The following is a 21,883-nucleotide window of genomic DNA, read 5'->3' as shown; positions in this document are numbered from 1 at the left end:
TATCCGGTATTAGCCCAAGTTTCCCTGGGTTATCCCGAACTGAAGGGCACGTTCCCACGCGTTACTCACCCGTCTGCCACTCACCCCGAAGGATGCGTTCGACTTGCATGTGTTAAGCCTGCCGCCAGCGTTCGTTCTGAGCCAGGATCAAACTCTCAAGTTGAAAGAATGATCAAGACTTCACTACGCAAATTGACAGAGCCACTCTCACTCCAGCCAAAGCCGAAGCGGTGTACTCACCAAAGCATAGATCCGGTCAATGTCGTTCCCCAGACCCCAAAGGGCCCGGCGCAAGGACACCGCCGCCTACGCTTCTCTTCCCCTCTCAACAATGTCAAAGAGCAAATGCCTCGTTCCAGAGACACAAGAGGGCTTCCACAGAACAGATTTTGTTCCCGACCGAAGTCGGGCTCAACAACCCGGTTTCTGAGGAAGTTCTTGGCGCCGTTCGCGTCAGCGGCGGCGTCGATGGGCGGTATATAGGCCGAACCCTTTCGGCCTGTCAACGCCCTTGTGAAAGTTTTTTGACGCGCCCCGGAAACCTCAAGCGGAGCATAGCCTCTCACAGCTTTTTCGCCCCCTGCCTCACTGCGGACACAGTGCGGACCGAAGCAGGGCCGCGAGAGACGGCTCCGCTACCGGAAGCAGGCATCCTGTCCAAGCCTGTCTATTGGCCTGTGCGATTGCCGCCTCTTATGCTAGATCGCCTCTGGCATCTTATACGGCATCCCATCCGCACCGGCACGAACAATACAGACATCATGAGCCACCTTCCTCCCGATGACACGCATGCCAGAGGCTCCCGCCGGGACGCCGCGCATCTGTCGTCCGGGATCGACCTCGGCCAGGAACCGCCGCTGAGCACGAGCGGTCATGCGGCCCCCGAGGTGGACAAATGGGAGGTGAACCTGCGCTGGCTCGGCGCCAGCGTGCTGACGGGCGTGACCGGCGCCGTCCTGATCGGAGCCTCCATCTATATCGCGCTCGAAGGCGCAGCGACGTCGGCCCTGCCCCCCGAGCGCGCCACCATCGGCGGCCGGTCTCCGTCGGAGACGGACGAGGAACGCTCCACCAACGTGGCCCGGAAAGCCGACAGGCTCAACATGGGCGAGCAGACGGCCTCCGCACGGCAAAGCTTCAAGGCTCCGATGACGATCCGCAACGGCGAGCGCGAAGCCATCAAGGTCCGCCATTTCGTGCGCGTGGCCACGAATCTCTCCCTGACCGCCGGCACCTATGCCTCCGACATACCGCCCTTCAATCCCCTGCGCCTGTTCGCGGAAGGAACGGAGGACCGGGTCGAGCCGACCCCCGAGGTGGCCGACGCCGATGTCTCGCTCCTGCGGCGGGACCTCGCCCCGGTGGCCATCGAGGCGAGCGCCCCCTCCCTGACCGACGGCGACGTGCTGGCGATCCTCGAAGAGGAGCGCCGGGTCTTCAACGAGGCCGGGCGGCGGACCGCCGTGCCCATTCCTGCCCAGCAGATGCTCTCGCGCACCCTGCGGCAGCCGGAAGCGCTCGGCGAGGCCCTGGGCTATGCCCGCGTGGTCGACGCCCCCTTCAGCACGATCGAGGTGCGGGTCGTGCCGGAGAACGTGACCGATCTCCCGAAGATCGAGAAAGCCGTCATCCCGGTCATCGAGGAGCGCGACGTCGTTCTCCGGAAAGGCGAAACGCTCGAGACGGCCCTGCGCAGCTATGGCGCGACGCCGGAGCAGATCGCCGCGATCACTTCGGCCCTGGCGGCGCGAATGAAGGTCGAGAGCATGGGCGAGGGGCAGCGCCTGCGCATCCTCATCGCGCCGGGGCCCCGGCTCGGCGATCCCCGCCAGATCACGCGCGTAATCTGCTTCGGGGAGCGGGGCATCGAAGGGATCGCGGCCACAAACGACCGGGGCGTCTTCGTGTCCGTGACCCCTCCCAGCGACGAGACCAACCGGCAGGTGGCCGAAACCTCCGGCGACGAGGAGGGCGAGGACGATTCCCGCGGCGGCGTGCGCCTTTACGAGAGCCTTTACGAGACGGCGCTCAAGAACGACCTGCCGCGCCAGACCGTGGACGAACTGGTGCGCATCTTCGGCTACGACGTCGATTTCCAGCGCCGGGTCTCTCAGGGCGATTCCTTCGAGGTCTTCTTCGGCGCCGACGACGAGGACGATGCTCCTGAAATTCTCTTCGCGTCCCTGACCGTGGGAGGCGAACAGCGCCGGGTCTACCGCTACCAGGGCGAGGACGGCACCATCGACTTCTTCGATGAATCGGGCCGCTCCCTCAAGAAGTTCCTGATCCGCAAGCCGATCGCCGATGGCATCCTGCGCTCAGGCTTCGGCTCGCGCTTCCACCCGATCCTGGGCTATTCGCGCCCCCATACGGGCGTCGACTGGGCCAACCGGATCGGCACCCCCATCCTGGCCGCCGGCAACGGAACGGTGATCAAGGCCGAATGGGATTCCGGCTATGGGCGCAGGGTCGAGGTGCAGCACACCAACGGCTACGTCACGGCCTATTCGCACATGTCGGGCTTCGCCAAGAACATTGCCCCGGGCAAGCGGGTCCAGCAGGGTCAGGTCATCGGCTATCTCGGCAATTCCGGCCTCTCCACGGGCCCGCATCTCCACTACGAAGTGATCATCAACGGCAGCTTCGTCGACCCGCTGAAGATCCGCCTGCCGCGCGGGCGCGAGCTCGAGGGCCGCAGTCTGGCGGAGTTCAAGCGCCAACGCGAACAGGTCGATGAACTGATGGGTCAAAGCATGGCCTCGGCCAACCTCTCGCAGCGGGCGGAGTTGCGATAGGCCAGATGGTCGAGCTGTTCGCGATCGTCCTGCCGGTCTTCGGCCTGATCGGCATCGGCTACGTCGCGCGCCAGACCGGCTACGTTTCCGAACGGGTCGGCGAAGGGCTCTCCGAATTCGTCTTCACCCTCTCCCTCCCCTGCCTGATCTTCCGCACGCTCGTCCGGGCCGAGATCCCGAACGTCCAGCCCTGGGGCTACTGGATCTCGTATTTCGCGGGCGTCGCCGCGGTCTGGTTCCTGGCGACCGCGATCGGCCGGCAGTTCTTCGGGATCAAGGGCGTGTCCGGCGTGGTCGCCGGGTTCTCGGCCGGCCAAGCGAACACCGTGTTCGTCGGCATTCCGATGATCCTCAAGGCCTATGGCGACGAAGGCGCCGTGCCGCTCTTCCTGCTGATCGCGGTGCATCTGCCCGTCACCATGACCCTCGCGACGATCCTGGCCGAGGGCCGCCAGGCCTCGCTTCGGACCATCCTGCGCCGCCTCTTCACCCATCCCATCGTCGTCGGGATCCTGGCGGGGTCCGCCTGCCGCCCCATCGCCGCTCATGTGCCCGGTCCGGCCTGGCAGATCATGGACCTGCTTGCGAGCGCGGCAGTGCCCTGCGCCCTGATCTCCATGGGAATCGCCCTGCGCCGCTACGGGCTCCAGACGGGCTGGAAGCTGCCGACCGCGATCTCGCTCCTCAAGCTGGTAATACACCCCCTCATCGTGCTTCTGCTGGCGACGAGGGTTTTCCAGATGCCGCCGGTCTGGGCCGGTGTCGCCGTGCTCTTCGCCTCCTGCCCTTCCGGCATCAACGCCTATCTCTTCGCGGAGCGCTATGGGGAAGGCGTGGCCCTGGCTTCGAGCGCGGTCACCCTCTCGACCGTCCTGGCCCTGGGCACCACCCTGGTCTGGCTTTACGTGCTGGGCGTGGGCTGACCCGCGAAGCCGAGGCGCTGGCGGATGGCCTGCGGCGTCAGCCCCTCGGCCCGCAGCTCGGCGAGGGATTGCGAGCGGCGGCTTTTCGCCAGCTTGTCTCCCTCCGGATCGCGCAAGAGACCATGGTGATGATAGAGGGGCGTCGGCAGCCCGAGAATGGCCTGCAGCAGGACGTGAAGGTCCGTGGCCGCTTCCAGGTCCTGGCCCCGGACCACATGGGTGACGCCCTGGAGCGCATCGTCCACCACGACCGAGAGATGATAGCTGGTCGGCACATCCTTGCGCACGACCACCGCATCGCCCCAGCGCCAGGGATCGGCGGCCACCGCCTCCTCGCGGCCCTCGCGGTCGAACCGGCGGTAGCCGTAGGGGCCCGGCAGGAGCGCCCGAAGGGCGCCCATGTCGAGTCGCCAGGAATGGGGCTCGCCAGCGGCGATCCGCCGTTCGATCTCACCTGAGGGAAGATCCCGGCAGGTGCCGGGATAGAGGGGGGCTCCGTCCGGATCGCGCGGCCAGGGCCGGCCGGGTTTGACCTCCCTGCAGGCGACGGCGGAAGCGACCTCCTTGCGGGAGCAGAAGCAGGGATAGACCGCTCCCCTTCGCCGCAGGGTGAGGAATGCGGCGCGGTAATCCTCGAAATGCTCCGACTGGCGACGGACCGGCTCTTCCCAGCGCAGGCCGAGCCAGGCAAGGTCCTCATAGATCGCCGTCTCGAATTCGGGACGGCAGCGTGCGATATCGATATCCTCGATGCGCAGGAGCAGCCGGCCGCCGAAGCGCCGGGCGAGCTCGTCATTGAGCAGCGCCGAATAGGCGTGCCCCAGATGCAGCCGCCCGTTCGGGCTTGGAGCGAATCGGAAGACTGGCTTCGTCACGGGAGCCTGCGGATCGGAAGGAACGTGAAGGGATGGCCACCCTCCTCGAAACGGACGCGGTTCTCAAGAGGGGGCTCGCTTATCTCGTGAAGGCCGACCCGGTCATGGCGCGGCTCGCCCGCGAAGGGATCGTGCCGCAGCTGCGCAAGCGCCCTCCCGGGTTCGAAGGCCTGGCCTGGATCGTCATCGGCCAGCAGGTTTCCACAGCCAGCGCGGCGGCGATCTGGGGCCGTCTGCGAACCATCCTCGAACCGCCGACGCCGCAGATGTTTCTTCGGCTCTCCGACGAGAGCCTCAGGGCCGCCGGTCTCTCCGCCGGCAAGGTCAGGACCCTGCGGGCAGCCGCCGCCGAGATCGCCGAGGGCCGCCTGCAGCTCGACGCCTTTCCCGGCCTCCCCGCCGACGAGGCCCACGCCCTCCTGACCCGGGTGAAGGGGATCGGCCCCTGGACCGCCGACATCTACCTGCTGTTCTGCTTAGGTCATCCGGATGCCTTCCCGAGCGGGGATCTGGCCGTGCAGGAGGCTGCCCGCCTCGCCTACGGCCTGGAGCAGCGGCCCGACGCCAAGGCGCTCACGGCCCTGGCCGAACGCTGGCGGCCCTGGCGGGGCGTGGCCGCGAAGGTGCTCTGGGCCTATTACCGGACGGTCAAGGCGCGGGAAGGCGCTCCGGGCTGACAGGCAGGCCGACCTGCGCTTCAGGCCCGCGCCGCCGCTAGCGCCGCATGGGCTCCCGCGCGCAACATGGAAATGTCGCTGCCGATGGAGACCATGTGGAAGCCCTTGGCCGCCAGCTCCGCCGCCCGCGCCCCCGAGGCGGCAAAGATCGCGGCGACCTTGCCCGCCGCCTTCACCCGGGCGAGGGCATGGTCCAGAGCCTTGTCGACCTCCGCGCTGGCCGGATCGAGGCTCCTGCCTCCCGAGAGAGCGATGGACAGGTCCGAGGGGCCGATGAACACCCCGTCGATGCCGGGCACCGCCAGGATATCGTCGATGATGGCGAGCGCCTCCCGGGTTTCCACCATGGCGAAGGAGACGGTGAGGCCGTTGGCGACGCGGAGATACTCGCCTGCCTCCAGCCCCGAGAGAGCCAGCGCCCCATAGGCGCCCCAGCTGCGCTCGCCTACGGGGGGAAACTTCGTGAAGGCGGCGAGGCGGCGGGCATCCTCGACGGTGTTGATCATGGGCGCGATGATGCCCGAGGCGCCCGCATCCAGATAGCGCGACGCCGAGGCGAAATCCCCGACCGGGACGCGAACCAGAGCGGGCTTGCCCGCCGCCGCGATCAGCGGGATCGCCTGAAGCGAGGCGGCGAGGTCGATGGAGCCGTGCTGCGTGTCCAGCACCACGGCGTCGAAATCCTCGCGGGCCAGGATTGCGGCGGCCGAGGGGTCCGGCAAGCCGCACCAGGCCGTCATGACGGGCTTGCCGCCTTTCAGGCGCTCGGGAAAGGATGAGGTCTTGGGCATGGCGTCCCCCGCAAGGTTTTTAGGTTCTGGAAAGCCCGGATGTGAGGCAACGAAAGAAAAAGGGCCGTTACCGGCCCTCCTTGATCTCCGTGATGGCGCGCTCGGTAAGCTCCAGGAGCCTGGTGCGGAGTTCGGCTTCGTCCGCGGGCTTGCCGGCCCCTTCGAGATCCTGGCGCACCTTGCGCAGGACGTCGGCGTCGCCCGCCTCCTCGAAATCCGCGAGAACGACGCTCTTGGCGTAGGCCTCGGCGTCCGCGCCCGTCTTGCCGAGACGGTCGGCCACCCAGAGCCCGAACAGCTTGTTGCGGCGCGCCGTCGCCTTGAAGCGCAGTTCCTCGTCATGGGCGAACTGCTTCTCGAAGGCGTCCCGGCGGTCGTCGAAGGCGGTCATATCGTTGTTCTCCATAAGCTTGGCCTTCCTGCGATATAAGGGCGCACTCGCGCGGATGCCAGACGCTTCCCATCTCAGAGATGGTGTTTTAAGGGCTGCGGCCTCGTAGTCCCCTCCCCGCGTTGTGCTTGCCCAAGGGATCGGATAGGTTGCCCCTCAAGCGGAGCGCCGGCGATAAGCCGCGCTTGACGCCAGCCGCGGATCTAAAAAATGTCCATCCCCAGGAGCCACGGCAAATGGATTTTCTCAAACCACGGTACACGCCTATGAATCGTCGCCGTCGCATCTATGAGGGCAAGGCGAAGGTCCTTTACGAGGGCCCGGAACCCGGCACGCTCATCCAGCACTTCAAGGACGACGCGACCGCCTTCAATGCCAAGAAGCATGAGGTGATCGACGGCAAGGGCGTGCTCAACAACCGGATCTCGGAATACCTCTTCCAGCATTTGAACGAGATCGGCATCCCGACCCACTTCATCCGCCGCCTCAACATGCGCGAGCAACTGATTCGCGAGGTGGAGATCATTCCGCTCGAGGTCGTCGTGCGGAACGTGGCGGCGGGCTCGCTGGCCACCCGCCTCGGCATCGAGGAGGGCACCCAGCTGCCCCGCTCGATCATCGAATTCTATTACAAGAACGACGCCCTGAACGATCCGATGGTCTCGGAGGAGCACATCACCGCCTTCGGCTGGGCCTCGCCTCAGGAGATCGACGACATCATGGCGCTGGCCATCCGGGTCAACGACTTCCTGTCCGGCCTGTTCCTCGGCGTCGGCATCCGCCTCGTCGACTTCAAGCTGGAGACTGGCCGCCTCTGGGAGGGCGACCTGATGCGCATCGTCGTCGCCGACGAGATCTCCCCGGATTCCTGCCGCCTCTGGGACATCAAGTCCAAGGACAAGCTCGACAAGGACCGGTTCCGCCGGGACATGGGCGGGCTGGTCGAGGCCTATTCGGAAGTGGCCCGCCGCCTTGGGATCCTGGCGGAGAACGAAAACCCGGTCACGGGCGGCCCGCGCCTCGTGCAGTGAGCCGCCTCGCCTTTGAAGATTCGAAAGCCCGGCCTTGCGTGCCGGGCTTTTCTTTGGATCGGGCGTATTCACCCATGAGGCCATTCCCCTTCCCGTCCGTTTGGCGCATAGAGAGGCCCATGCCCTTTAGCCTGTTGCGTCCCTGCCTTCTCCTTCCGGTTCTGGCCCTGACCCTAGCCAGCTGTGCCTACATTCCCCGGCCCGTGGCCGGCGTGCCGCCGGGGGCGCCCTGGGAGGCCATGCCCCTGCGCAAATGGCTCGCCGAGGACCGGGCCGAGCCCATCGCGCTCTCCTTCTGCGCCCCGCCCGAATGCAGCCCCGGCCTCGCGGTGAGCGTCATCCGGGTCACGGGCAAGGATGCGGATGTCACGGAGAGACTGCTCAAGGACCCCGAGCGCCTGGCCCGGGGCCTTCTCTCGCAGGCCGGGCGCACGAAGCCGGTCAAGACCCGCATCGCGGTCGAGCGCCTGCCGGGCAGCCCGTTCCCCGGCTTCGCCATCACCCTCGTCCCGGCCGACGGCGGCAAGCGCCCGGCCTACGGGGCGGCCTTCGGAAGGCGCGAGGGCGAGGCCCTGTCGGTCGTCCTGGCCATCGGGGAAGACCCGGATGCGGTCCGGAAGACGGCCCGGGAGGTCTCGGAACGCGAATGGGGCTCGTAAGCCCCTCCCCTCCCGCAGACCCTGCGGCGAACCGGGCATCCCTGACCGGATCCTGCGCCGAGGCCGTTGTCTCCAGGGCGTAATGGCTTTATGGCGTTGGGCCAATCTCAACAGCCGAGGCCTCCCATGAAAGCGCGTGTCACCGTCACCCTCAAGAACGGCGTTCTCGACCCCCAGGGCAAGGCCATCGAAGGGGCCCTGAAATCCCTCGGCGTGGAGGGCATCTCCGGCGTGCGCCAGGGCAAGGTCTTCGATATCGAACTGGAAACCTCCGACAAGGCCAAGGCCGAGGCGGCCCTCAAGGCGGCCTGCGAGAAGCTGCTGGCGAATACGGTGATCGAAAATTACCGCGTCGAGATTGCGTGAGGCTCACCATGAAATCCGCAGTCATCGTTTTCCCCGGCTCCAATCGCGAAGGCGATGTGCTGCGGGCGCTCAAACAGGCCGGCTCGCAGGTCGAGAAGGTCTGGCACGCTGAAACCGAGCTGCCCAAGGGGACGGACCTCGTGGTCCTGCCGGGCGGCTTTTCTTATGGCGACTACCTGCGCTGCGGCGCCATCGCGGGCCGCGCGACGGTCATGGATGCGGTGCGCGCGCATGCGGCGCGCGGCGGTTTGGTGCTCGGCATCTGCAACGGCTTCCAGATCCTCTGCGAGTCGGGGCTTCTGCCCGGCATCCTGATGCGCAACGCGAACCTGAAGTTCATCTGCCATCGCCAGTTCCTGCGGGTCGAGCGCAACGACACCGCCTTCACGAGAGCCTATGCGAAGGGCCAGGCCATCGACGTCTGCGTGGCGCACGGCGAGGGCAACTACACGGCGGATGAAGACACGTTGAAGCGCCTCGAAGGTGAAGGCCGCGTCGCTTTCCGCTATTGCGACGCGCAGGGCCACGTGACGCCCGACGCCAACCGCAACGGTTCCATGAACTCGATTGCGGGCATCTATTCCGAGAAGCTCAACGTGCTCGGCATGATGCCGCATCCGGAAAACCTCATCGAAGACCTCGTGGGCGGCACCGACGGGCGCGGCCTGTTCGAGAGCCTCGTGTCGTCTTTTCCCCGCGCCGCCTGATTTGAGAACTGCGAGACCCCGATGATCCGCAACGACGTCGCCATCACCCCGGAGCTGGTCAAGGAGCACGGACTCAAGCCCGACGAATACGAGCGCTTCGTGAACCTGATCGGCCGCGAGCCTACCCTCACCGAGCTCGGCATCGTCTCGGCCATGTGGAACGAGCACTGCTCCTACAAATCCTCGCGCATCCATCTGCGCGGCCTGCCGACGAAAGCGCCGTGGGTGATCCAGGGCCCCGGCGAGAACGCGGGCGTGATCGATATCGGCGACGGACTCGCCTGCATCTTCAAGATGGAGAGCCACAACCACCCCTCCTTCATCGAGCCCTATCAGGGCGCGGCGACGGGCGTGGGCGGAATCCTGCGCGACGTGTTCACCATGGGCGCGCGCCCGATCGCCTCGCTGAACTTCCTGCGCTTCGGCGAGCCCAATCATCCGAAGACCCCACACCTCCTCTCAGGCGTGGTCGCGGGCATCGGCGGCTACGGCAATTCCTTCGGCGTGCCGACCGTCGGCGGCAGCGTGGGCTTCGACAAGCGCTATAACGGCAACATCCTCGTCAACGCCATGGCGGTGGGCCTCGCGCGCACGGACGAGATCTTCTACGCGAAGGCCACGGGCGTCGGGAACCCGATCGTCTATCTCGGTTCCAAGACCGGCCGCGACGGCATTCACGGCGCGACCATGGCCTCTGCCGAGTTCGACGATGCGTCGGAGGAGAAGCGGCCCACCGTGCAGGTGGGCGACCCCTTCGCCGAGAAGCTGCTGCTGGAAGCCTGCCTCGAACTCATGAAGTCCGGCGCGGTGATCGCGATCCAGGACATGGGCGCGGCGGGCCTGACCAGCTCCGCGGTGGAGATGGGCGCGAAAGGCAATCTCGGCATCGAGCTCGATCTCGACAAGGTGCCCTGCCGCGAGGAGGGCATGACCGCCTACGAGATGATGCTCTCCGAGAGCCAGGAGCGCATGCTCATGGTGCTCAAGCCCGGCATGGAGAAGGAGGCGCAGGCCATCTTCCACAAATGGGGGCTCGACTTCGCCGTCATCGGCAAGACCACCGACACGCTCCGCTTCGTGATCAAGCACCAGGGCGAAGTGAAGGCGGACCTGCCGATCAAGGAACTCGGCGACGAGGCTCCCCTCTATGACCGTCACTGGGTAGAAAGCCCCAAGCAGCCCGTGATCACGCTCGACAGCGTGACGCCTCCGATGTCGGAAGCCGAGGCGCTGCTGAAGCTCGTGGGCTCGCCGGACCAGTGCTCGAAGCGCTGGGTGTGGGAGCAATACGACCATCTCATCCTCGGCAACACGGTGCAGACGCCCGGCGGGGATGCTGCCATCGTGCGCGTGGAGGATGGGCCGAAGGGCCTCGCGCTCACCACCGACGTCACGCCGCGCTATTGCGAGGCCGACCCCTTCGAGGGCGGCAAGCAGGCGGTGGCGGAAGCCTGGCGCAACATCACCGCCGTCGGCGGCCTGCCGCTGGCGATTACCGACAACCTCAACTTCGCAAGCCCCGAGCGGCCTGAATCCATGGGCCAGTTCGTCGGCTGCCTGAAAGGCATCGGCGAGGCCTGCCGCGCGCTCGACTTCCCCGTCGTGTCGGGCAACGTCTCGCTCTACAACGAGACCAACGGCCAGGGCATCCTGCCCACCCCCGCCATCGGCGGCGTCGGCCTTCTCGACGACGTGACGGTGAACGCCTCCATCGCTTTCAAGGCCGAGGGCGAGGCGGTCATCCTGATCGGCGCGACGGCGGGCTGGCTCGGCCAGTCGATCTACCTGCGCGACGTCTGCGGCCGCGAGGAAGGCGCGCCGCCACCGGTCGATCTTCTGGCCGAGAAGCGCAACGGCGATTTCGTGCGCCAGCTCATCCGCTCTGGCCAGGTGAAGACCGTGCACGACTGCTCCGACGGCGGCGTCGCGCTCAGCCTGGCCGAGATGGCGATGGCGGGCGGCATCGGCGCAAAGATCACCGCCGTGCCGGAGGGCCTCGCCCTCCACGCCTTCCTCTTCGGCGAGGACCAGGGACGCTACATCATCGCCGTCGCGGAGGATCTGGCCGCCGACATCCTCTACGAGGCGGGCGCTCTCGGCATTCCCGCGGTGACGCTCGGCGTCACGGGCGGCGATTCGTTGATTCTGCCGGGCAAGCAGGCCATATCCGTGAAGCAGTTGAAGGCGGCTCACGAATCCTGGCTGCCCGATTACATGGCCGGGAAGGCCTGAGGAGTTTTCAATCCATGCCCATGGATGCACGCGAGATCGAGAGCATGATCAAGGCCGCCCTGCCGGACGCGGTGGTGGAGATCAAGGACCTGGCGGGGGACGGCGACCACTACGCCGCCACCGTCACCTCCTCCGCCTTCAAGGGGAAATCCCGGGTCCAGCAGCACCAGATGGTCTATGCGGCGCTGCAGGGCCGCATGGGCGGCGTGCTCCACGCCCTTGCATTGACGACGCTGGCACCCGACAATTGAGTGACGAACCAGCGCCTTGACCGCTGGGACACAAGGAGAATTCCATGACCGACGCCCGTCAGGTGATCGACAACGAAGTGAAGTCCAACGACGTCGTGCTCTTCATGAAGGGCACGCCGCAATTCCCCATGTGCGGGTTCTCGGGCCAAGTGGTCCAGATCCTCAACTACCTCGGCGTGCCCTACAAGGGCATCAACGTGCTCGAGGACGAGGGCATCCGCCAGGGCATCAAGGATTATTCCAACTGGCCGACCATTCCCCAGCTTTACGTGAAGGGCGAGTTCATCGGCGGCTGCGACATCACCCGCGAGATGTTCCAGGCGGGCGAGCTGCAGCAGCTCTTCGCCGACAAGGGCATTCCGGTTCAGCAGAGCGCCTGAAGGCGGGCACTCCGACGCATTCGAGGCGGGGCCAAGCCCCGCCTTTTTCGTTTGCGCCGTGTGTTAAGCCCTGCCTGCAAGGGAGAGATAACAGCATTGGCTTGGTCGAAGCGGCCCTATGTGTCGCATTCCGCAGGGCCGCCCCGCTGCCTACATTGGGGCGAGACGCCGCTCGGAAAAAATCAGAACAGAGCGGCCTGAACGGGGGCCGTTTTCATGATCGAGACGCATGCGACGAACGTCGTCGCCTTCAAGCCACGCCAATCCGTGACGCATCATCCCAAGAGCCTCCTGGAGCGGATCTACGCCGCCGGGTCCCTGTCCGTGCGCGCGGACGACCGGGCGACCAAGATGGCCGCCGTGACGCTGCAGGCGCTCGGGTTCCTGGTGATCGAGGAGATCCTCGCCGACGGCACGCCCCGCCCGCTCCGGCGCGGCGAAGCGCGGCAGGCCATGGACCGTCCCTGGCGGCTCTCGAAACCGGCCTTCTCCGGCGAGATCGGCGTTCCGGACGGCGGCGGAGCCTTTCCGGTCTGAGATTCCGGCCTCTCCGGCTGGCAGCTTTCGTCCGGAATGGTCCGGCGTGCGGCGAAGACCGGGCCGAAGAGAGTCAGGGACGGTTCAGGACGGCCTTCATGAAGGCGAGCGCATCGGGCGAGGCCCATTCGGCAGGCCCTTTCAGGAGCGCGACCTCGCATCCCGCCGCATCGACGACGAAGGTGGTCGGCAGGCCGACCACATGGCCCGATTTCTGCAGGACCTGCAGCAGCTTGCCCTCCGGATCGGCGTAATAGGTGAGATTCGCGATGCCGTTCTCCTGCAGCCAGGCCCTCGGCTTGTCCCGATTGCGGGTGTCCACGTTGATCGCGACCACCTGGAAATCCGAACCGCCCAGCTCCGCCTGGAGCTTGGCGAGGGCCGGCATTTCCTCGCGGCAGGGGACGCACCACGTCGCCCACAGATTGACCAGGATCGTCTTACCCTTGAAGTCGGACAGGCTCATCGGCTGCCCCTCGGGACCTGCGAAGGCAATCGCCGGAGGCGGCTTGGGGGACTGGTTCACCCCGACGGCGGCCACCTCGCCCTTGGCGAAGGGCTTCATGCGCCCGGCCGTCTCCTGCGAGGCACGGCACTCGGCTGCGCCGGCCGTCTCGGGGTTGCGGGCCGTCAGGCCGTACCAGGCCGCGCCGGCCCCGATGACCGCGAGGGCGGCGAGCCCCAGGAGCCAAGTTCTACGGGATGAGCTTGCGTTCGACATGGCCGGTGATGTGGCGCTTTTCGGCGCGAGGCTCAAGCCCCGAATGGCGGGAGCGCCGCCGACCGCCCATCACGAATGCGTTGAGAGCATCCCCGCCGTCGTCCACACCTTCCCTCTCGCTTCCATCGCCGCTTCCCGTTATGGTGCCGCCACGTTTCGGAGCTTCTGATGTCGTCCAGCCTGTCTTTCCCCCGCGTGATCCTGGTGGCGGGCCTTCTTGCCTTAAGTCTCACGGCCTGCGGCCGCCGCGGCGCGCTCGAGCCGCCGCCCAATGCCTCGGCGCAAGGTGCCCAGGGCGGGCAGGAGGAAACCCTCAACGACGCGACCCTACCCTCCCCCGTCGGGACGCCCCGCTCGAAACCGAGCCAGGGCTACACGATTCCGAACAAGCCCTTCATTCTCGATCCGTTGCTTTAGGCTTTTCGATGCATCATTTCGCCTATCGTCAGGGCGTTCTCCACGCGGAGGGCGTCGATCTGCACCGTCTCGCGGACGAGGTCGGAACGCCCTTCTACTGCTATTCCACCGCGACCCTGGAGCGGCACTACAAGGTGTTCGCCGAGGCCTTCGCCGACACGGACACCCTCGTCTGCTACGCCATGAAGGCGAATTCCAACCAGGCGGTGCTCAAGACCCTGGGCCGCCTGGGCGCAGGCATGGATATCGTCTCCGAGGGCGAGCTGCGCCGCGCGCTGGCGGCGGGCGTTCCCGGCGAGCGGATCGTGTTCTCCGGCGTCGGCAAGACGAAGGCCGAGATGGCCTTCGCGCTCGACAGCGGCATTCTCTGCTTCAACGTGGAATCGGAGCCGGAGCTGGAGGCCCTGTCCGAGGTCGCGATCTCCAAGGGCGTGAAAGCGCCGGTCTCGATCCGCATCAACCCGGATGTGGACGCCAAGACCCACAGGAAGATTTCCACGGGCAAGTCCGAGAACAAGTTCGGCATTCCGATCTCCCGCGCTCGCGAGGTCTATGCGCGCGCAGCCGCCCTCAAGGGCATCGCCGTCACCGGCGCCGACATGCATATCGGCAGCCAGATCACGGATCTCGAGCCCTTCGACAACGCCACCGCGCTGCTGGCGGAACTCGCCCGCGATCTGATGGCCGACGGCCACAAGCTGCATCACCTCGATCTCGGCGGCGGCCTCGGCGTGCCCTACCGCGAGGACAACGAGCCCCCGCCGGACCCACAGGCCTATGCCGCGCTCATCAAGCGCCACACGAAGGATCTCGGCCTCAAGCTCGTCTTCGAGATGGGCCGGATGATCGCCGGCAACGCGGGCGTGCTGATCGCCCGTGTGATCTATGTGAAGAAAGGGGCCGACAAGCCCTTCGTGATCGTGGATGCGGCGATGAACGACCTCATCCGTCCGACGCTCTACGATGCCTATCACGAGATCAGGCCGGTCGTGGAAGCCTCGGCCGACGCGCCGCGCTTCGTGGCCGATGTGGTCGGCCCCGTCTGCGAGACGGGCGATTACCTCGCGCTCTCCCGCGACATGCCCGCCGTCAAGGCCGGCGACCTGATCGCCGTCATGACGGCAGGCGCCTATGGCGCGGTTCAGGCCAATACCTACAACACCCGCAGGCTCGTTCCCGAGGTGCTCGTGCGCGGAGACGACCACGCCGTGGTGCGCCCCCGCCCGACCTACGAGGAGCTGATCGGCCTCGACCGGATGCCCGACTGGCTGCGCTGACGTTCCGCTTGTCGCTGCTTCCTGGCAACCCATGAAAAAACCCCGGCTCAATGCCGGGGTTCTTCGTTTGGTGCGATATGCCATTCAGATGACGAAGAAGTCCTTGTAGGTCAGGGCAAGGCCCTTCTTCAGCATGGCGATCTCGACCTGCTTGTATTTCGAGCCGGAGCCGTCGGCGTCGTAATAAAGCGTGCCCTTCTTGCTGTCGTAGATGACGTAGTCGTTCTTGTCCTTGGCCTTGGTGCCCTTGACGAAGTAGCTCTTGTTCAGCTGTGCAGGGCTCGTCTCCGAGCCTGCCTTGCCGAGCTTGGTGAAGACCTTGTTCTCTAGCCAGATCGCATCGTCCTTCACATTGAAATCCCAGACGATGTCGAGGTTGGTCTTCTTGCTCGGCTTCGTATCGAACACGAACACGTCCTTGCCCGACCCACCGGTCAGCACGTCCTTGCCGGAGCCGCCATGGAGCCGGTCGTCCCCCTCGTTGCCCTGGAGCCTGTCGTCACCCGCAAGACCCTTGAGGATATCGCGGCCGGATGTCCCCTTGAGACTGTCCTTCCGGCTGCTGCCCGTCTGGTAATCGACCTGGTCGATCAGGTTGAGAGTATAGGTCCTGGAAACCTCGTTCTCGCCATCGCTCACGATCACGCTGAAGCTGCGATGCGCGGCGTTTTCATAATCCAGCGTGACACCATCCTGAACGGCGATATCGTACCCGCCATTCCCGTTCTCCGTCAGCGTGAAATATTTCTCGCTGGCTGCGGACAGGGTGTAGGTGAGTTCCTGCTTTTCGGGGTCGGCCGCGTTCAACAGGCCGACAACCGCACCGCCCTTGGCACCTTCATTCACCCGGCTCGCGGAGAAGGTGACGGTGGGAGCCTCGTCCACATCGACGAGATCGATTGCGAGAGTCTCGGTGACGGTGTTGGAGCCATCGGAAACCTCCACTTCCACCGTGAGGCCGCGATGAGCCGCGTTCTCGTAATCGAGCACGACGTTGGGACGAAGCACGATGTCCCAGCCGTCATCGGTTTTCACAAGCGAGAACAGGGCGGCGTTGTCGCCGAGGAGCCTCGGCGTCAAGGTGTCATTTTCAAGATCATCGGCGGTGAGCCGTCCCACGACGCGGTTGACGGGATTGCCTTCCATCACCGGCTCGGACGTCACGCTCACGGTCGGCGCATCGTTTTCGAAATAGAAGCTGAAAGTCTCCGTGTAACGGTTGACGCCGTCGAAGTACTCGACCGTGAAGCTGCGATGGGCTGGATTGTCGTAGCTGAGCTGGGCATTGTCGCGCACATAGACATTGCCGTTCTCATCGATGCGGATCAGGTTCTCGCTGCCGTTCACGAGGGCGTAGGTGACCTCGTCGCCCTCCGGGTCGTCCGCCATGAGCGAGCCCAGAAGCGTGCCGCCTGCAACCGTCTTGGGCAGTCCGGACTCGCCGGCGAACGTCACCGACGGCTCCTGGTTCTCGCCCAGGAAGACGTCGTAGGTTTCGTAGATCGTGTTGGTCCCGTCGGAGACCTTCACGGTGAAGCTCGGATAGGCTCCGTCCTGCGACAGAAGCTTCACACCCTCACGCACCACGACATTGCCGTTGGCATCGATCATGAAGAGGGAGCTGGGCTGCTCGACCCCGCCTTCCCCGATCTCGACCAGGCTGTAGGTGAGAACATCGGCCGTATCGGGATCGCTGAAGGTGAGCGTGCCGACGACCGTGCCGCCACCCGCGCCTTCGGCCACATCCGCCGGGTCGAAGAGCACTTCGGGAGGATCGTTGCCATCGACCACCGTCAGCGTGATCTGCTTCACGTAGGACAGGGCCGGGTTGCCCGAATCCGTGACCTTGACCCACAGATTGTGGGCCCCGGCGTTGAGCTCGCCCTTCACGAGGATCTCGCCGCCGACGATCTCGAAGGCATCGTGCGTGAGCTCGGTCGCGCCCGTCGCATCGGTGACGAAGGCATAGGTGAGTTCGTCGCTCTCGTCCGGGTCAACGCCCTCCAGCGTAGCGACCACGGTGCCGAGGTCGGCATTGTCCGGAATGGGATCGCCGATCACGTCGAGGCCCGTGGGCGCCTCGTTCACGTCGGCGACATCGACGACGACGGGGTCCGCATCGACCGGGTTTCCATCGCCGTCGGCGACCGCGATCATAAGTTCGAAGTGCCGCTCCGCGCTCTCGAAGTCGAACGAGACGCCCGCCTTCACCCAAAGCTCGTACGTGGCGATTCCGTCCACGACGGTCTCGACGACCTCGAAGAAGGAATCGTCCTCGAGCGTGAAGGTGAAGGTTTGGCCGGGGCTGTCCTGAATGCTGAGGGCGCCGACGCGAACGGGCCCCTGGATGTTTTCGGCAATAGTTTGGGAAGTGAGAAGAATGGTCGCCATGGATCTGCCCCAACGGATCGGGTGTTATGAAAATGGAAGATAGGGCTCATGTATCGATATACTGTTCGTAACGTCAAGACAAAGAGAGGCCTTTGCGGCTCAGGGATTTTCCGGATGCGGGATCCCCATGACGGCCGCGCGGCCATCACCTCTTCTTGAAGCGGCGCGCCGATTTGGCGGCTGGCCATCGGGAGCGTCCATGCTAGCTTCCTTGCGGGGGCATCCGCACATGGGGTGCGGCGGGAGACCTTTGGCATGAGCGACGGCCCGAACCCGGCACCTGGGCGCGGCAACCTGAACCGGCGGTTCGCGCGCCTTGTCGCCCATGCGCGCTGGACCCTGTGGTGGGAGGAAGCCTGGCCCCGCCTCTGGCTGCCGCTCGCCATCGTGCTCCTGTTCCTCACCCTGTCCTGGCTCGGCCTCTGGCTCGACGCCACGCCGCTGGCACGAACCGTCGGCCTGGGGCTGTTCGCCGCGGCCCTCATCCTTTCGCTCTGGCCCCTCCTGCGACTGAGGATGCCGGGCCGGACGAAAGCCCTCGACCACCTGGACCGGGAGACGGGCATGGGCATCGGCCCGGCCCGCGCGCTCGACGACAATCTGGCGCTCGGCGCGAACGATCCCGGCACGCGGGCCCTCTGGGCCCTGCACCGCAAGCGGGCAGAGGAAGCCGTCGCCCGGATGCGCGTGGGCCTGCCGCGCCCGGACATGCCGAAGCACGACCGCTATGCCCTGCGGGCGGCGGGCCTTCTCGCCCTCGTGACGAGCGCCTTCGTCGCCGGCCCCGAGATCGGCTTGCGCCTCGCCGCGGCCTTCGACTGGCGCAGCGTCGAGACGGCTTCCCCCTCCTTCCGTGTCGACGGCTGGATCGACCCGCCGCTCTACACGCGCACGCCGCCCCTCATGATCGACCTCGCCCGGGGGCAGAGCCTGCGCGCGCCGATCCATTCGACGGTGGTGATCCGCATCGCGGGCGAAGGCCGGGCCGAAGTGAAGCCCGGCAAGGGGCTTACCGCCCTCCCCGCGAAGGCCGGCCAGCGCGCCGACATGCGGGAGGAGCGCTACAGGCTCGACGGCAGCAGCGAGCTCACGGTCGGCACGGGCTTCGCCCGCAGCGTGACGCTCACGATCGAAGCCGTTCCCGACCGGATGCCCGAAATCGCCTTCACCCAGCCGCCGGAGGTCAACGCGCGGGGCACCTTCACGCTGACCTACAAGGGCCGGGACGATTACGGCATCGTCTCCCTCGAAGGCATCGTGGAGAAGGCCGGCAACGGCAAGGGCCGTTCCCTGGTGCCGGCTCCGCAGCTCCCCCTGGCGCTGCCGGGCTACGAGGAGAACGCGCCCGATACCCGCTCGCCGGTCGACCTCACGAACCATGCCTGGGCCGGCGCGCCGGTCACGATCCGGCTCAAGGCCAGGGACGAGGCCGGCCAGGAGGCCGTGAGCGAGGCGCTCGCCTTCACCCTGCCCCAGCGGCCCTTCACCAACCCGCTCGCCAAGGCCCTGGTGGAGCAGCGACGCAATCTCGTGCTCGCGCCCGATGACCGCAAGCGCGTGCAGACGGCCCTCGACGCGCTGCTGATCGCGCCGGATGAGTTCACGCCGCAATGGGGCGTGTTCATGGGCCTGCGCCTCGCGGCCGAGCGGCTGCGCGCCGCCCGGTCCGACCAGCAGCTCCTCGACGTGGCCGACTGGCTCTGGGCCATGGCACTCCAGATCGAGGATGGCGGGCTTTCCGATGCGGAACGGGAGCTGCGCGCTGCCCAGGACCGCCTGAAGGAGGCCGTGGACCGGGGGGCCGAGGACGAGGAGATCCGGCGTCTTACGGACGAGCTGCGGCAGGCCATGGACAGGTTCCTGCGCGAGTTCGCCCAGCGCATGCAGCAGAACCAGCAGTCGCAGGACCAGAGCCGACGCATCCCTCCGGACCGGATGATCTCGCAGGACGACCTCAACCGCATGCTGCGCCAGATGGAGGAAGCCATGCGGCGCGGCGACGTGGCCGAGGCGCAGCGCCTGCTCGAGCAGCTGCGCAACATCCTGGAGAACCTCCAGACCGCCCGGCCCGACGGCCGCATGACCGATCCTCTCGGACGCGAGATGAACCAGGCCATGCAGGATCTGGAGGGAATGGCCCGGGAACAGCAGAACCTGCGCGACGAGACGTTTCGCGACGGCCAGAACCGGCGCATGCGGCAGGCCGACCGCCCCCGCCAGGGACAGGGACCGAGGCAGCAGGGCCAGCGTCAGCCGGGTGAGCAGGGCGACGGTCAGGAGCAGGCCGAGAACGGCCAGGCCGGACCGGACCAGGACCCGCTCGGCCTGCGTCAGCGGCAGCAGGCTCTCCGGGAGAAACTGGAGGAGCTGCAGCGGCGCATGCAGGGCATGGGGATGCAGGGCGAGCAGGGCTTGAGCGAGGCCGAACAGGCCATGCGCGAGGCCGAGGGCGCCCTCGGACAGGGCCAGGACGGCCCGGCGGTCGATGCCCAGGGCCGGGCGCTGGAGAACCTCCGGCGCGGCATGCAGGGCATGGCCCAGCAGATGGAACAGATGCAGCAGGGCGAGGGCCAGGGCAACGAGCAGGCCGGCAGCGGACAGGACGATCCGCTCGGGCAGCCGCGGCAACAGGGAGCTACGGGCAACGACCCCTTGGGACGGCCGATGCGCGGGAAGGAGAATCCGGACAATTCCCGCCTCGGGGACCTCGGAGGGGGAGGCGCAGGACGGGCCAAGCAAATCCTGGAGGAATTGCGGCGCAAACTCGGCGATCCCGCCCGTCCACAGGAGGAGCTCGACTATTTCGAGCGGCTGCTGCGCCGGAACTGATTTTAAGGTAAACGCACCGAGGCCCCGCGCCTCCTACCCCGCCTGCGGGTTCGGGCCACGGTCGCGCGCATCTCTTAATGGACCCACGATGACCAATTTTTCCGACCTGTTCGTCACGATTGCCGTTGTTGCCGTTGCCGTTGTGCTGCTTCTGGGACTTATCAACATGCTGCGCGGGGGCAACGCCAATCGGTCGCAGCACCTCATGCGGCTGCGCGTTCTGCTCCAGTTCGTCGCCATCGTCATCATCATGGGCGTGATCTGGTGGAGAGCGGCCTAGCTTCCTCGTATTGACACTTTTTCGCCACGATTTGTATTAAGAGATCGTTAGCCATAACGGCTTAGCCTGTTTGGCATTGTTTTATTGGGTTACGGATCTCTTAATGCGCAACAGTCCAGCCATAGGCTTGAGCCTTCTGGTCCTTTTGATGGGATCGTCAGGCGTCCTGGGCTCCGACTTTAAGCGGCCAGCGAACGCCTCCCCGCTCCCCTCTCAATCAGGCTTCCTATCGGAATTCCGTTTTGGTCTGTCCGCTCAGGATCCCTGGGGGGTGGAAGGGCGTGACGGCTCCGCCAATCTCACCGGCGAAATCCTGTTTGCAAAACCGTTTACTGCTTCGGACCTTTTCACGAGCTATTTCATTCCCCGGCCGCATATCGGCGGCAGCCTCAACTTCGACGACAGGACGAGCTTCGCCTATGCGGGCCTGTCCTGGACCGTCGACGTCACGCCCAACATCTTCGTCGAAGGCAGCTTCGGCGGCGCTATCCACAACGGCAAGGATTCCTCGCATCCGTTCTCGGACCGCCAGGCGGTGGGGTGTTCGCCCCTGTTCCGCGAATCCGGATCGGTGGGCGTGCGGCTCTCCGCCAACTGGAGCCTGATGGCGACCATCGAGCATCTGTCCGACGGCGGCACCTGCTCGGACGAGAACAGGGGCCTGACGAATATCGGCGCGCGGGTCGGCTATACGTTCTAGCCCGTCGCTCACGCGAAAAGGCGGGTCCGCTTTTCTCGCGATGCGCTAATATGGCGTCTTAACCCGCAGGGATTCCATGGTCGTTCTCAACCGCATCTATACCCGCACCGGCGATACGGGCACGACGGCTCTCGCCGCCGGAGGCCGCCGTCCGAAATACGATCTGCGCATCGAGGCCTATGGCACGGTGGACGAGACCAATGCCTGCATCGGCCTCGTGCGCCTTCATACCGCGGGCCACGAGATCGACGCGATGCTCGGCCGCATCCAGAACGACCTCTTCGATCTCGGGGCCGATCTGGCTACCGTCGAGACGGGCAAGCCCCTGCCCTACGAGCCCCTGCGCATCACCCAGGGACAGGTGGATCGGCTGGAACAGGAAATCGACCGCCTCAACGGCGAGTTGACGGTGCTCCGCTCCTTCGTGCTCCCGGGCGGCACGCCCGCGGCGGCGGCGCTTCACCTCGCCCGCACGGTCTGCCGGCGCGCGGAGCGCCTCGTGGTCGCGCTCATGGAAAAGCCGGAGGAGAAGGTTTCTCCCGAGGCCGTGAAATATCTGAACCGCCTTTCCGATTTCCTGTTCGTTGCATCTCGCTACGTCAACGACAAAGGCGCGCTCGACGTTCTGTGGGTGCCGGGGCAGAACCGGTAGC

22 protein-coding genes and 1 rRNA gene are annotated in these 21,883 nt (G+C 66.1%); 17 read left to right on the top strand and 6 right to left on the bottom strand.

Translation table 11 applies throughout. The annotated features are described in order from the left end of the window. A 16S ribosomal RNA gene (locus L879_RS0102925) occupies positions 1 to 163 on the bottom strand; the annotation flags it as partial. A 598-nt stretch (positions 164 to 761) separates the two neighbouring features. On the opposite strand from L879_RS0102925, the gene L879_RS0102920 reads away from it, so the two are divergent. Together L879_RS0102920 and L879_RS0102915 are read left to right on the top strand one after the other, a co-directional pair. Next, entirely contained in the window at positions 762 to 2,795 is a 2,034-nt protein-coding gene (locus tag L879_RS0102920; RefSeq protein WP_027314804.1) for a M23 family metallopeptidase, read from the top strand. Positions 2,796 to 2,800: 5 nt separating this feature from the next. After that, complete coding sequence (locus tag L879_RS0102915) at positions 2,801 to 3,718, top strand: AEC family transporter (RefSeq protein ID WP_027314803.1); 918 nt, start codon at positions 2,801 to 2,803, stop codon at positions 3,716 to 3,718. Here L879_RS0102915 and gluQRS read toward each other — a convergent pair. Then, complete coding sequence (gene gluQRS, locus L879_RS0102910) at positions 3,697 to 4,593, bottom strand: tRNA glutamyl-Q(34) synthetase GluQRS (RefSeq protein WP_027314802.1); 897 nt, start codon at positions 4,591 to 4,593, stop codon at positions 3,697 to 3,699. The two genes, L879_RS0102915 and gluQRS, sit on opposite strands and share 22 nt — an antisense overlap. A 32-nt stretch (positions 4,594 to 4,625) precedes the next feature. Here gluQRS and L879_RS0102905 point away from each other — a divergent pair, with 32 nt between their 5' ends. After that, the gene (locus L879_RS0102905; protein WP_027314801.1) at positions 4,626 to 5,270 is read left to right on the top strand and encodes a DNA-3-methyladenine glycosylase family protein; all 645 of its coding nucleotides are present in this window, start codon (positions 4,626 to 4,628) and stop codon (positions 5,268 to 5,270) included. 20 nt (positions 5,271 to 5,290) lie between these two features. Here the strand turns inward: L879_RS0102905 and L879_RS0102900 are convergent, their stop codons facing one another. Further along, positions 5,291 to 6,061: an HpcH/HpaI aldolase family protein gene (locus L879_RS0102900; RefSeq protein ID WP_027314800.1), complete on the bottom strand. Its 771-nt coding sequence runs from the start codon at positions 6,059 to 6,061 to the stop codon at positions 5,291 to 5,293. A gap of 67 nt (positions 6,062 to 6,128) precedes the next feature. Next, the gene (locus L879_RS0102895) at positions 6,129 to 6,452 is read right to left on the bottom strand and encodes a DUF1476 domain-containing protein (RefSeq protein ID WP_027314799.1); all 324 of its coding nucleotides are present in this window, start codon (positions 6,450 to 6,452) and stop codon (positions 6,129 to 6,131) included. Positions 6,453 to 6,688: 236 nt separating this feature from the next. Here L879_RS0102895 and purC point away from each other — a divergent pair, with 236 nt between their 5' ends. The 8 genes from purC (at position 6,689) to L879_RS20190 (ending at position 12,615) form a co-directional block, all read left to right on the top strand. Further along, positions 6,689 to 7,483 (top strand): phosphoribosylaminoimidazolesuccinocarboxamide synthase, encoded by a 795-nt coding sequence (gene purC / locus L879_RS0102890; protein WP_027314798.1) that lies wholly within the window; start codon positions 6,689 to 6,691, stop codon positions 7,481 to 7,483. 119 nt (positions 7,484 to 7,602) lie between these two features. Continuing rightward, complete coding sequence (locus L879_RS0102885) at positions 7,603 to 8,142, top strand: hypothetical protein (protein WP_027314797.1); 540 nt, start codon at positions 7,603 to 7,605, stop codon at positions 8,140 to 8,142. Between the two features lie 126 nt (positions 8,143 to 8,268). Next, the gene (gene purS / locus L879_RS0102880) at positions 8,269 to 8,508 is read left to right on the top strand and encodes a phosphoribosylformylglycinamidine synthase subunit PurS (protein WP_027314796.1); all 240 of its coding nucleotides are present in this window, start codon (positions 8,269 to 8,271) and stop codon (positions 8,506 to 8,508) included. A gap of 8 nt (positions 8,509 to 8,516) precedes the next feature. Next, on the top strand, positions 8,517 to 9,215 hold the full coding sequence (gene purQ / locus L879_RS0102875) for a phosphoribosylformylglycinamidine synthase subunit PurQ (RefSeq protein ID WP_027314795.1): 699 nt from the start codon (positions 8,517 to 8,519) through the stop codon (positions 9,213 to 9,215). Between the two features lie 21 nt (positions 9,216 to 9,236). Then, the gene (purL, locus tag L879_RS0102870) at positions 9,237 to 11,447 is read left to right on the top strand and encodes a phosphoribosylformylglycinamidine synthase subunit PurL (RefSeq protein WP_027314794.1); all 2,211 of its coding nucleotides are present in this window, start codon (positions 9,237 to 9,239) and stop codon (positions 11,445 to 11,447) included. Positions 11,448 to 11,461: 14 nt separating this feature from the next. Then, positions 11,462 to 11,698: a BolA family protein gene (locus L879_RS0102865; RefSeq protein ID WP_027314793.1), complete on the top strand. Its 237-nt coding sequence runs from the start codon at positions 11,462 to 11,464 to the stop codon at positions 11,696 to 11,698. Between the two features lie 44 nt (positions 11,699 to 11,742). Beyond that, entirely contained in the window at positions 11,743 to 12,078 is a 336-nt protein-coding gene (gene grxD / locus L879_RS0102860) for a Grx4 family monothiol glutaredoxin (protein ID WP_027314792.1), read from the top strand. Between the two features lie 216 nt (positions 12,079 to 12,294). Continuing rightward, the gene (locus L879_RS20190; protein ID WP_051434986.1) at positions 12,295 to 12,615 is read left to right on the top strand and encodes a hypothetical protein; all 321 of its coding nucleotides are present in this window, start codon (positions 12,295 to 12,297) and stop codon (positions 12,613 to 12,615) included. A gap of 73 nt (positions 12,616 to 12,688) precedes the next feature. Here the strand turns inward: L879_RS20190 and tlpA are convergent, their stop codons facing one another. Continuing rightward, a complete protein-coding gene (gene tlpA, locus L879_RS0102850; protein WP_027314791.1) occupies positions 12,689 to 13,336 on the bottom strand; it encodes a thiol:disulfide interchange protein TlpA in 648 nt (215 codons plus the stop codon). A 168-nt stretch (positions 13,337 to 13,504) separates the two neighbouring features. Here tlpA and lptM point away from each other — a divergent pair, with 168 nt between their 5' ends. Both lptM and lysA read left to right on the top strand, forming a co-directional pair. Continuing rightward, entirely contained in the window at positions 13,505 to 13,753 is a 249-nt protein-coding gene (gene lptM, locus L879_RS0102840; protein WP_035458383.1) for an LPS translocon maturation chaperone LptM, read from the top strand. 8 nt (positions 13,754 to 13,761) lie between these two features. Then, positions 13,762 to 15,030, top strand: coding sequence for a diaminopimelate decarboxylase (lysA, locus tag L879_RS0102835; protein ID WP_027314789.1), 1,269 nt, complete (start codon positions 13,762 to 13,764; stop codon positions 15,028 to 15,030). 84 nt (positions 15,031 to 15,114) lie between these two features. On the opposite strand, the gene L879_RS23480 is transcribed toward lysA, so the two are convergent. Continuing rightward, positions 15,115 to 17,421 carry a hypothetical protein gene (locus L879_RS23480; RefSeq protein ID WP_051434985.1) on the bottom strand — a complete coding sequence of 769 codons (2,307 nt, stop codon included), beginning with the start codon at positions 17,419 to 17,421 and terminating at the stop codon, positions 15,115 to 15,117. A gap of 255 nt (positions 17,422 to 17,676) precedes the next feature. Here L879_RS23480 and L879_RS0102825 point away from each other — a divergent pair, with 255 nt between their 5' ends. The 4 genes from L879_RS0102825 to L879_RS0102810 all read left to right on the top strand — a co-directional run bounded on the left by L879_RS0102825 (position 17,677) and on the right by L879_RS0102810 (position 21,882). Further along, complete coding sequence (locus L879_RS0102825) at positions 17,677 to 20,250, top strand: TIGR02302 family protein (RefSeq protein ID WP_027314788.1); 2,574 nt, start codon at positions 17,677 to 17,679, stop codon at positions 20,248 to 20,250. Between the two features lie 88 nt (positions 20,251 to 20,338). After that, complete coding sequence (locus tag L879_RS0102820) at positions 20,339 to 20,530, top strand: twin transmembrane helix small protein (RefSeq protein WP_027314787.1); 192 nt, start codon at positions 20,339 to 20,341, stop codon at positions 20,528 to 20,530. Positions 20,531 to 20,801: 271 nt separating this feature from the next. Then, the gene (locus tag L879_RS0102815) at positions 20,802 to 21,230 is read left to right on the top strand and encodes an acyloxyacyl hydrolase (RefSeq protein WP_051434984.1); all 429 of its coding nucleotides are present in this window, start codon (positions 20,802 to 20,804) and stop codon (positions 21,228 to 21,230) included. A 76-nt stretch (positions 21,231 to 21,306) separates the two neighbouring features. Further along, positions 21,307 to 21,882 carry a cob(I)yrinic acid a,c-diamide adenosyltransferase gene (locus L879_RS0102810; protein ID WP_027314785.1) on the top strand — a complete coding sequence of 192 codons (576 nt, stop codon included), beginning with the start codon at positions 21,307 to 21,309 and terminating at the stop codon, positions 21,880 to 21,882. Position 21,883: the final 1 nt, after the last annotated feature.

This window comes from Microvirga flocculans ATCC BAA-817, from assembly GCF_000518665.1.
Classification (GTDB): domain Bacteria; phylum Pseudomonadota; class Alphaproteobacteria; order Rhizobiales; family Beijerinckiaceae; genus Microvirga; species Microvirga flocculans.
Note: the sequence above shows the minus strand (reverse complement) of the source record. Positions and strands in the feature narration are given on the sequence as shown.